The organism is Streptomyces sp. NBC_01216 (assembly GCF_035994945.1).
Taxonomy (GTDB): Bacteria; Actinomycetota; Actinomycetes; order Streptomycetales; family Streptomycetaceae; genus Streptomyces.
Window position 1 is genome coordinate 79,694 of record NZ_CP108677.1, and the last position, 10,233, is coordinate 89,926.

A 10,233-nucleotide genomic window follows, 5' to 3' on the forward strand; every position below is an offset into this window, starting at 1 on the left:
CACCCTGGGCACCGCCTCGGAAGCTCCAAGATCCCCGACAGAGTCAAGCGAGGGGAGGGCCGCCAGAGGCGGCCCTCCCCTCAGTCGTTGTGTCCGGCCGACCGGGCACTGGCGCGTCAGCTCAGCGTCGCCGCCAGCCCCCTCGTCAGCAGCCCGCACCCCAGCGTCAGAACGACCGCCGCCGTGCCGAGTGGCGCAAACCGGTGGAAAAGCGAGAACAGCCGGCCCTGCGGACGCCTGGCCAGCCGACGCGCGGTGGTGTCCCGCAGCCGGATCACCGCCAGCCCAGCCCCCGCGAGGGTGAACGCCAGCCCTGCCCCGTACGCCAGGACCAGCAGGAAGCCGAACCACGCCTGGCCGAGGGCCGCCGCGCCGACCAGCACGACGACGGCCGACGGGCTCGGCACAAGCCCCCCGGCCAGCCCCATCAGCACGACGCCGCGCACACCCGGCGCGGGCGGCACATGGCTGTGGCCGTGCCCGGCGTCGCGGGGACGGGAGTCCGCGGCCGACGCCGGGACGGCCGTATGCCCCCCGGCAGAGCCCGGCGCGTCATGCCCGCTCCGGTGCGCGCCCGCCAGCGCGGGCGCCCGCGCCTCGTCGTGCCGGTGTTCCCGGGCGTGGTCGACCCCGCGGTCATGCTCGTGGTGCCCATGACCGCGACCGTGGCCGTCATCGTGCTCATGCCCGTGAACCTGACCGTGATCGTGATCGTGACCGTGCGGGAGAGGCCGCAGCCGCCAGGCCCGCCGCAGCAGCAGTGCCCCCGCGACGGCCACCGTCGCACCGCTCACCACGGTCAGCCAGGACACCACGGTCGGGGCCGCCGCCGACCCCGCGGCAATCAAGGCACCCAGGAGGAAAACGCCCAGCGTGTGCGTGACCGTCACCGACGCGCCGAGCGCCAGTACCTCCTTCACGGAGCCGCGGCCGCGGGCCGCCGCGGCAGCCGCCATCATGGTCTTGCCGTGCCCCGGGGCCAGCGCGTGCAACGCGCCCAGCAGCAGCGACACGCCGAGCGCCAGTGCCGCGAAGCCCGCGGTCAGTTCATGCCGCGCCACCAACCCGGTCAGCGCCTGGGCCCAGCGGTCCGCGCCCCGGGGCAGCACGGCGGCCGCAGGGGACCCGCGGTCCTCGTCCGCGCCGTGACCGCCCGCCTCCAGCGCAGGCCCGCCCGAGCGGACGGCGAGGGCCGCCGACCGGACCGCGGGAGGCGAGGAGAGCAGATCATCGGGGTACGCGGTCAGCTCCCGCGAGACGGACGCCCGCGGCACATCCGACTCCGAGAGCGTCATCCGGTCGCCCCGAGCGGTGATCTCCCGCCACCCAGCCCCCATGGAGACATCGGCCGGGATGTATGTCAGGCGCAGCGGCGCGTCAGCGGACGGCGGCGCGGCCAGCGGCGCGGTGAGCGTACAGGCCGTCCGGAGGGTCGGCAGCCCGGCTTGTCCGGGGCGGACCGCTGCCCGTGCGCTCCCGGTTACCGGCGTGACGGCCTCCCTCGGGCCGTCGGCGACCGTCAGCCGGGCGTCTCGCGCCGCCGCGTCACACCGCGCCCGCGCCCACGTCGACAGCTCCGCCTCCGCGAACCGGCCGTCCCCGTTCGCGTCGACGCGCTTCCGCTCCTGTGCGGCGGGGATCTCCGCGAGGTCCTCCACATGGCGCACGCTCAGCTTCCCGGGAGCGACGACGACGCCGTCGTACTGACTGACCGTGAAATTGCCCAGCGGATGGGCCTGCGCCGCCCGGACGGGCAGCAGAACGAGGGCGGCCGCCGCGGCGAGCGTGGCGAGCGGGGCCAGGGCTCGGGCGGCGGCGCGGCGCATCACGATCCCCCTCGGGCCGCAGAGCCCGCGGACTGTCCCGACCGCACTGCCAGTTCGCCCAGCGCGGCCTTCGCCTGCCGCGCGTGAGTCAGGGAGAAGCCGGAGTTGAGCTCCAGTGCCGCCCGCAGATGGCGGCGCGCCGCCGTGTGCTCGCCGAGCGCCCGCTCGATCATGCCCCGGTGAAACAGGAGGGAGGCGTTCTGGTAGCCGGGTTCCGGGGCCGTCGCCTTCTTGGCATAGCCCAGCGCCTCCTTGTACCGCCCGTTCGCGTGGAGCGCCCAGGCGAGCGCGTCGGCCGTGTGGACGCTGTGCCGCCGCGACCACTCGTCGCGTGCCGCGGTCAACGCCTCCGCGGCGTCTCCGTGTCCGGCCTCCACGAGAGCGGACTCCGGTTCGGCGGCGACGCCGTTCGCCCGGGCGAGCCGGGTCCAGGCGTTCATGAGCGCGTACTGCTCCTTCGCGGCCCCCTGCCGGCCCTCCGCCTCGTACAGTTCCGCGAGCGCCGCAAGTCGGCCGGGCAGGGGACTGCGCCGTACGGCCTCCTTCAGATCGCGTACGGCGCTCTTCAGGTCGCCCAGCGCCGCACGTGACCGTCCCCTCCCCTCCAGCGCGGGCACATACTCCGGCTCCGCACGCAGCGCCGCGTCGAAGTGGCCCAGCGCCCGGCGGAAGTCCCCCCGACTCCACGACAGCTGCCCCAGCTCGGTCGCCACATACGCCTTGTCGCCCGCGCTGAACGCGGAGTCCAGTGCACGCAGCAGCACCCGGCGCGCACCCTTCACATCGCCGTGCAACTCCAGCACATACGCGTACCGGGTGAACACCGGCACACCGGGCCGCCGGCGGTCGGCCAGCTCCACGGCCTTCCGCGCCTCGCGGTAGCGGCCCAGCTCGACGAGGGCGTCGACCCGGACAGACAGGGCACGCTCGCCGTACGGGTTCACCTCCAGCGCCCGGTCCGCAAGCCGCAACGCGGCCGTGAAGTCATGCCGTGCCGCGGCAAGAGCCGCCTGCCCGGCCAGCGCCGCATCGTTCTCATCGCCCCCACGGAGCCGCAGCGAACGGCCGAACGCCTTCTCCGCCTGGGGATAGCGCGTCGGATCGCCGATGGTCCTTGCCTGCTCGACGTAGGCCGCACCCAGCGCCGCCCACCCGCCCGCGTCCCCGGGCTGCGCCTTGAGGCGCCGCTGGAGGGCGTCGACGCCGCGTGTGAGGTCCCGCGACGTCAGCGCCGCAGCCGGCACATCCGCGGCGAGCGCGGAAGCCGTCTGCCCGGACGCCGCCCGCCAGGCCCCGTCCGGCGTGCCATCCGGCCCGAAAGCCACCGAGACGGCGGTCAGCCCCACCGCCATCGCTGCGGCCGACGCGATCCGCCTCCGCCGCGTCACCCCCCGCAGACGGCGCCATCGTGCGAACTGCGGCTTCCATGGAAGCATTCGATCTCAGCCTTCCTCGTTCTGCCGTACGGGCTCATCAGAGCTCTGGTGTCGGGCGGCCCCGCCACGCCGTGCACACATGCGACGACGCGTAGGAGGCCACCCGAGAGGGACAGGGCAGGCGCCCGGCGTCAGCCCAGCCAGGACCGGCGCGCCGGGTGCCGGCGGCCACGCAGCCAGCTCACGCCGAGGCCGACCAGCAGCACCCCCACGGCCCCCGACGCGGCCGACATCAGCATCAGCGTGTCGCTGCCCCATGACGCGGCGACCGACGACAGCCCGCCCGTCAGCCCGGTTGTGCCCGACTTGGTCGTGGCCCTGTCCGCCCTCGCGTCGGAACCGGCCGTGGGCAGGGCGACGTACGGGAAGTCGCCGCCGAACTCCTTGTCGTTGGCGTCGACCGCGTCGCCCAGGTCGTTCGCGGCGCCGACCAGCTCGCCCTGAACGGTCTGCAGCGCGATGTCCACCACGTCGTCCGTCAGCCGCCGCCCGTTCGGGAAGCCCGCGTTGTCCCCGTCCAGCACGCCGAGCCGCTTCGGCTCCGCGACCGGCTTGACGGACGTGTTGAGGCGGAGCATCTCCGAAGGAGCGACGTTCGGTGGCTGGTTGAGGTCCTCGACACCGGTCAGGAACACCGACACCAGATCGTTCCGGGGCTCTTCCGGCGCCTTGATCTTGTATATCTGCTCGATGAGCTTCGGCAGCTCCGGCTCCGTGACGTTCTTCAGGAACTGCCCGTCGTCCTCCGGTGAGGAAGCGTTGAACCTGTCCTTGTCCTTCACCGGGTTGACGACCTCGTTCACCAGCGGCATCCCCAGCCGCGACACTTGGGCGAACTTCCCTTCGGCGTTCTTGCGCTCCGTTGTTGTGTACACCCCGATCACCGGCTGCTCCGCCGACTGGCGGAGGTAGGAGCTCGGCACCTGGAGGGCGAGCGTGTTGACGTTGTACCCCCGCAGCGTGTCGTTCCCGACCTCCGACAGGTCCCCTCCGTACAACAGATCGAAGACCCGCAGATCGAGGAAGAACGGGTCGTCCGCCTGCCCGGCGAAAGCCTTCAGCCCGCCGGGGAGCTCACGCACCGACTGGTCGCGCAGCGTCTGGTAGTGGGGCATCGATGCCTTGCCCACGTTCGACGGGGCAACCGGCAGATGCCGCCCCAGCACATGGCGGGAGACGACCTTCTCGTGCTTCAGCCGCAGCAGCTCTATGTCGTAGGTCTGGGTGAAGTTGAGATCCGGGTCGTCCAGACTCTCCACCGCACCCGTGTTGTAGAGGAAGGTGTGCTCGTTCTTCCGGTGGTCCCGGAAGGTGAAGCGGTAGACGAGATCGTCCTGGGCGTCGCCGTCGCTGTCGATGTGCAGGTTGTAGCGCGCGTCCTGGGCGAAGGGGTAGAAGTTCGGCCCGCCCGCCGGTTCCTGGAACGGCAGCCAGTTCGCCACCACTGTCGTGGTGTCGGGATGGTCAGGGCTGACGAACGCGTACAGGTCGGTGGTGTCGAACTGAGGCTGCCCGGAGATCAGCGGCGCCTCCCGATGGCTTGACGCGCTCGCCGTCTCCGGTACGGCCACCCCCACCCCCGCCGCCGCGAGCCCCCCGGCGGCCAGCGCGGCACCCGTCAGCAGCGCGACGCCCCTGAGTCCGCGCCGCGTCCGCCCGCCGGCCTCCCGCCCGGGCCGCCGCGTCCGCCGGCCTGTGCTGTGTGCATTCATATCGCACGTCCTTCATCCGTCATCCCGTCTGTCCGGGCTTGCTTGACGTGAAGTACGCGTGCGGAGCCGTTCATGTTCGGAGCCAGCACCGGCCGGCGCGGGCTCCGGCGGCCGCTCCCGCCCGGTTACAGGGCCAGCTCAACTACACCGGCCCCGCCACCTGGCCCGGCCTCGTCCACACGGCCGTGCCCGCCGCCCGCACCTCGGCCAAGACCGGCACCGCACGGCGGGTCTTGATCGGCGACTGCTCCCCCGAGGACTGCGACGACTACCTCGCCCGCCGCATCACCCGCGGCGGGCAGCCCCTCATCAGCGAGCCTGTCCGGCAGGTCATCACCACACGCTCGCACGGTCTGCCTCTTCCATCTCGATCTGTCCGTCGCCCGGTTCCTGGAGCTCAGCCGCAGCGGCCGCACTCCGCAACCCGGCGACTTCGACCACGACTTCCCCGCTCTGGTCGCCCGCACCCTGACCGACCTCACGCCCGACCAACACCACGTCCTGCGCTCGGTGAGCCTGCTGGACGCCTTCGACGTCCCCCTCGCCACCCGGGCCGCCGGTCTCGCCCACGAAGGCCCAGCCGTGCGGCTGACCGAGCGCCCCTTCGTTCGCGAGGACTCTTTGGGCCTGTGGACCTTCCACCTCCACGGCCTGGTCCGTTCCGCCGTACGCAACGCCGACGACACCACCGATGACCACTGGAGTGAACGCGACTGGCAACAGGCTGCGCAGCGTGCCTTCACCACCCTTGCCGAACAGCACCACGGCTCCTCCGGGGCGGGCAGGCTGCGGCGCACAGCACACGCGGCGGCGATGGCGATGCCTGGTCACCGCACGCCGCGACACCCTGCGTGCTTCGCCGTGACGGCGCCGACCCGGGACGTCCTGTTCGTCCAGGGCCGGTTCAGCCGATCACGGACCGTGCGAAGGCAATCGTGCCGGCGAAGGCGCCCCCGGCAGCCAGTACCGCGAGAGCCCATGCGTTCCCTGCCAGCAAGGTCAGCACGCCAGCGGCCACAGCGACCTGCGTGCCCAGCATCAAGATGACCGCGGCCCGCACCGTCATCAACGGCTCCTGCGACCGGTCGGACTGCGCACGACAGCTCCTGAAGGTTCTCGCGCCTGCGCCACTCTTTGCCGAGCCGGTGCAGCTTGCGTCGGGCCCGCTCTCCCTGCGCCTCATCCTGCTGCACCAAGTCCGACGCTTTGGGCCACGTCATGGCGTGAATCTTCCCCTTGATCGTGGACACCTGGAGACTGGGATCTGAGGTTCCAGAGGAAGTAGTGCCAGGTGGGAAGCAAGGACACGAATCGGTATTCGGCGGAGTACGAGCGGGACGCGATCGAGCTCGTGCGGTCGTCGGGCCGGACGGTGACCAAGGTCGCCCGGGAACTCGGGATCAGCTCAAAGTCCCTGCGAGGCTGGGTGAAGAAGGCCCGCGCCGCCCAGGACAACGGATCGGGACCCGGCGCCGTGCGGGCCGTCAGGACGTCCCACACCAGGTCGGACGCGGATCATACGGGGTTGGGGCGCACGACGACGCACTGGGTGGATTCCAGGGCGGCCAGGCGCCGGGTCGCGTTCACCTCGGTCCTTCGGGGTCGTGGGCGGACGAGGCGCTGCCGCCGAACCGGTCACACCACTGCCGGACCGCTTCGCGGAAGACGGTGACCCCGCGCGCGGGCAGCAGTTCCTCGACCTCGCGGGTAGCTGAGCGGGAAGCGGTGGTACAGCCACACCGCGTGTGGGATGATCTCCGCCGGGAAACGGAACCTCTTGTACGACACCGCCACCCCGGCCTCCATACGACGCCGTCCCCGACCTCAACGATCATTCCACAGGCCATCCGCATCAAGTTGACAGTGCCTGCGGCATCGCTACTCCATTCCATGGAGTCAGTGGTCGAGTGGGCCGCCCACAGGTCCGGCACAACGGCCGGGCCAGTCGAACGTCCTCGCCCCGGAAGGGCGTTGGGCCAGGGCCTCATCGAAGCGAGCGAGTACGGAGCGGTCCTGGTTGTCCAGTTGCGTCCGGCTGAGGAGAACAGCGCCCGGGGCAACCGGTACTTCCCGCAGGAGGATGAGCGGCGACGGGTCCTCGCCGCGCATATCGAGCACCCTGAAAACGGTGCCGGGCGCGAAGACGACCTCGTCTGCCTGGGCCTGGGGGCCCGTGGCGCCGAGCAGCTGCCGCACCCGGCGTCCCGTCACCGACCAGATGGCGTACCGGGTGCTCGCCGGGTACGCGCCGGAACTATCGCTCGGCAGGGCGCTCACGGGGGCGGGATCCCGTAGGACGGCGCCGGGCGCCGGTGTCTCGCTGCCGTGCTCACCGGCCCCGCGCAGCGCGAGACCCCGGAAGGACGGCAGACGCCGCAGGGCCGAGGCGACGCAGGCCGCGTAGGGCAGCAACCGCGGGTCGCCAGTGCGCAGGCACCGGTCGAGTTCCTCGTGGCCGAGTTGCTGGCCATCCGATGTGCGCAGGTAGAGGAGCAGTGCGATCAGGTCGGCGCGCGCGGCCTCCTGCTCGTGTCCGCGCAGCGCGGGCATCCTGGTGAACGTACGGGTGACGACTGCCGCCTGGCGGTCCCACACCGCGTCCGCGAGGACCCGGAACGCGGCACGCTCGGCCGGTGTGCTCTGGTGTCCGGGCTGGAAGGGAACAGCGGGCAGCGGGTGCGCGGCGAGTGCGGGCCGCGGCGCCGGGGCGGTGCCCGGGACCGACAGAGTTGTCGGCGCCCCGAATGCGCGTGCGGGCGTCCCGTTCGGCGCTTCGGGGCGGTGTGGCTCCTCGGCGTGTCCGAGAGCGGCACTGGTGAGGCTCGGCCGGACCGGGGGACCCGGCAGGGACAGCTCTCCGGGGTCCTGACCGCCGCCGCGCACCGCAGGGATCGTGTTCGCCTCGGCACCGGGGCTCGTCGGGCCCGTAGGCGCGATCGCAGGCGGGGACGACGAGGCGGACGAGGAGGTGGAGGCGGTCACAGCGGTGGCCGCGCCGCTGGTGGCGCCATCCGGCGCCGACCCGCGTTCGGGCGTGTTCCGGGCGGTGTCCGGTTCCGGCAGCGCCGGTTGTCGCAGCGCAGGCTCTTCCGGGTGCGCTTCGTGTTCCTGGTGCCGTTCGCGCTCCGGGTCGGTGGCCTGCGGTGAGGGAACCGTGCGAGCCTGGGGACGGGTCCGCTGGATACCGGTCGCTCCTGCCGACCCGCCTGTGCGCGCGACGTGACCGGCCGCCGCACCGGCCGCCGCTGGCGCGGAGTTCGGCTCCGGGGGCACGGTGGCAGCGGGTGCGGCAGGCGCCGCGGGCAGGCCCGAGGTACGGAGCGGCTGGTTCCTGTCCGGCCGGGTGGGCGCACCGAGCTCGCTCGTCGAATCGGGTACACCGGCCGTCGCCCCGGTGGGCCGCGTGGGTGTGGCCGTCAGCGTCGGCACGAAGCGCGGCGGGGTGGGCGGCAGCTGTGGCCCGGCGGCACGGACCGGAACGCCGTCCGCGCCGGAAGGCGGGCGGATGGCGGAACCGGATGCCGGCACAGGTGCGGCCGGCTCATGGGAGCTGCCGACGCCGGCCGGTGCGGGAGCACCGACGCCCCCCGGACCGGCCACCGCATCGGGCCGGATGCCGGCACGCGGCACTGGTCCGGCGGCAGGCATCGGGGATCTCGGGAGGGGGACGGTCAGCGGCGGAGCATTCACCGCCGGAGCGTTCGCGGCCGCACCGGGGCCGCCGCTCACCAACTGCTCGCGCCGCTCCCCCTGGGACGTCGCGAGGTGACCCGCGGGCTCGTTCGCCGCCTGCGCCCGAGGAGCTTCGGTTGACGGCGTCCTGGCGAACGCCGCGAAACGCAGGCTCCTGACCTGGTACTCGGCGGCCAGCCGGCGCAGCTCCTGGCCGCCGTCGACGGCGGTACCGTGCACATGCACGCGAGCCCGGGAGGACATACCCGGCGGCAGCCCGGCGAGCAGTCTCTCCAGCACCGGGGACAGCGACCGGTCCAGTACTTCACCGGGACGGCCCACCTCGATTTCCGGGCCGCGGGCGTCGACCGGGCGGGCCAGGAGCGCGCCCGGCTCGGTGTCCGTCCCGCTGATCCACAGTCCCGCCCGTGTCGCGGTGACCTGCCACCGGTCGGACAGGCGCACCAAGCCGCGCTCGGCGTTGCCCGGGCCGGGCAGCGGCGGGGTCCAACGCAGCAACCGGGGCGAGGAAGTGCCAGGGGCGCAGACCACGGAGTCGACGAAAGGCTGCCAGCTCGGCGTCCCGTCGGTGCCCACGGCCATCGAGCGCACGGTGTCGCGGTGCCGACCGGACTCGGCGAGCAGCGGCAGCCCGCTGTAGACGACGACCTCGGCGTCGGTCAGTTCGGCAACGCCCTGGCCGACGCGCAGCACGTCCCGCCGGCCTCCCGGGGCGAGCCGCAGGGCGGCGCGGGCGGTCTCGGACAGTGCCGTCACGACATCCGCCACATCGTCGGTGACGACGTCCTCCCCTTCCGGTACACCGACGACGACAAGGAGTCCGCACCGGTCGACGGGGACGGCGAAGCACAGATCGCCTGGGCGCGGAGCCCGGGCACGATCGGGCCGGATGAGCACCCCGGCCGGTATGTGCTGGACGACGCACCCGTTGCGGGTACGGGACGGCAGGCTGCCGGGGGCGGGCTGCCAGTCCGGGGCGGGTTGGCGGGGTCCTAGGGGGACCGCCGGGGCGCCGGGCGAGAAGAGCCACCAGCCGCGTTCCCGGTCGACCGATTCGGAGCCGGGCGGCAGCTCGTGGACGAAGAGTCCACCGCCGGGCACGCCGAGGACCGTGCCGTCGGGGGCTATGACATCGAACCCCCAGGCGTCGGCTATCCGCCGGGCGACGGAAGGCAGCCCGGGACGCTCGTCACCCGCGCCGGACATGGCGAGCCGGACGGTGCCGACACCGTCACCGCGCAGGGCGTCGAGGAGGGCGGCCAGTCTCCGCCACAGAGCGGGAGCGGAGGTTTCGTCGGCACCCGCGACAACGGTCATCGTTCCGTCGTCGTCCGACTCCAGAATCCGCGTGAGATCAGCGATGTCAGCAGGAACCAGCAGTTCGTCGGAGAACCGCCTCAGCAGCAGGAGGCGATCGTACTCCTCGACGAGAAATCCAGGCTGAGCGGATTCGTCCTGGCGCGTCCGGTCGGTGCCGGACGGACGCGCCTCGGACTGGCGGCGGCCCCAGCGCATCAGCGGTGCCCTCCCTCGAAGGCCGGGACCGGAGAATCAGGGTCCGGCACT

General features: G+C 72.8%; 7 protein-coding genes and 1 pseudogene. 1 reads left to right on the forward strand and 7 read right to left on the reverse strand.

What is annotated here, in order from left to right:
• Positions 1-116: 116 nt before the first annotated feature.
• The 5 genes from OG393_RS00380 to OG393_RS00400 all read right to left on the reverse strand — a co-directional run bounded on the left by OG393_RS00380 (position 117) and on the right by OG393_RS00400 (position 6,040).
• The gene (locus OG393_RS00380; RefSeq protein WP_327372462.1) at positions 117-1,826 is read right to left on the reverse strand and encodes a nickel transporter; all 1,710 of its coding nucleotides are present in this window, start codon (positions 1,824-1,826) and stop codon (positions 117-119) included.
• A complete protein-coding gene (locus OG393_RS00385; protein ID WP_327372463.1) occupies positions 1,826-3,262 on the reverse strand; it encodes a tetratricopeptide repeat protein in 1,437 nt (478 codons plus the stop codon). Before OG393_RS00385 ends, OG393_RS00380 begins: the two co-directional genes overlap by 1 nt.
• Before the next feature lie 131 nt (positions 3,263-3,393).
• Positions 3,394-4,974, reverse strand: coding sequence for a DUF4331 domain-containing protein (locus OG393_RS00390; protein ID WP_327372464.1), 1,581 nt, complete (start codon positions 4,972-4,974; stop codon positions 3,394-3,396).
• Between the two features lie 333 nt (positions 4,975-5,307).
• Positions 5,308-5,736: a hypothetical protein gene (locus tag OG393_RS00395; protein WP_327372465.1), complete on the reverse strand. Its 429-nt coding sequence runs from the start codon at positions 5,734-5,736 to the stop codon at positions 5,308-5,310.
• 142 nt (positions 5,737-5,878) lie between these two features.
• Positions 5,879-6,040, reverse strand: a complete 162-nt coding sequence (locus OG393_RS00400) for a hypothetical protein (RefSeq protein WP_327372466.1) — start codon at positions 6,038-6,040, stop codon at positions 5,879-5,881.
• A 225-nt stretch (positions 6,041-6,265) separates the two neighbouring features.
• Between OG393_RS00400 and OG393_RS35375 the strand changes: the two genes are divergently transcribed.
• On the forward strand, positions 6,266-6,646 hold the full coding sequence (locus OG393_RS35375) for a transposase (RefSeq protein WP_362950229.1): 381 nt from the start codon (positions 6,266-6,268) through the stop codon (positions 6,644-6,646).
• On the opposite strand, the pseudogene OG393_RS00405 reads toward OG393_RS35375, so the two are convergent.
• Together OG393_RS00405 and OG393_RS00410 are read right to left on the reverse strand one after the other, a co-directional pair.
• A pseudogene (locus tag OG393_RS00405) lies at positions 6,600-6,780 on the reverse strand (IS6 family transposase); the annotation flags it as partial. The gene OG393_RS35375 and the pseudogene OG393_RS00405 overlap by 47 nt on opposite strands.
• 90 nt (positions 6,781-6,870) lie before the next feature.
• On the reverse strand, positions 6,871-10,182 hold the full coding sequence (locus OG393_RS00410) for a hypothetical protein (RefSeq protein ID WP_327372467.1): 3,312 nt from the start codon (positions 10,180-10,182) through the stop codon (positions 6,871-6,873).
• Between the last annotated feature and the right edge of the window lie 51 nt (positions 10,183-10,233).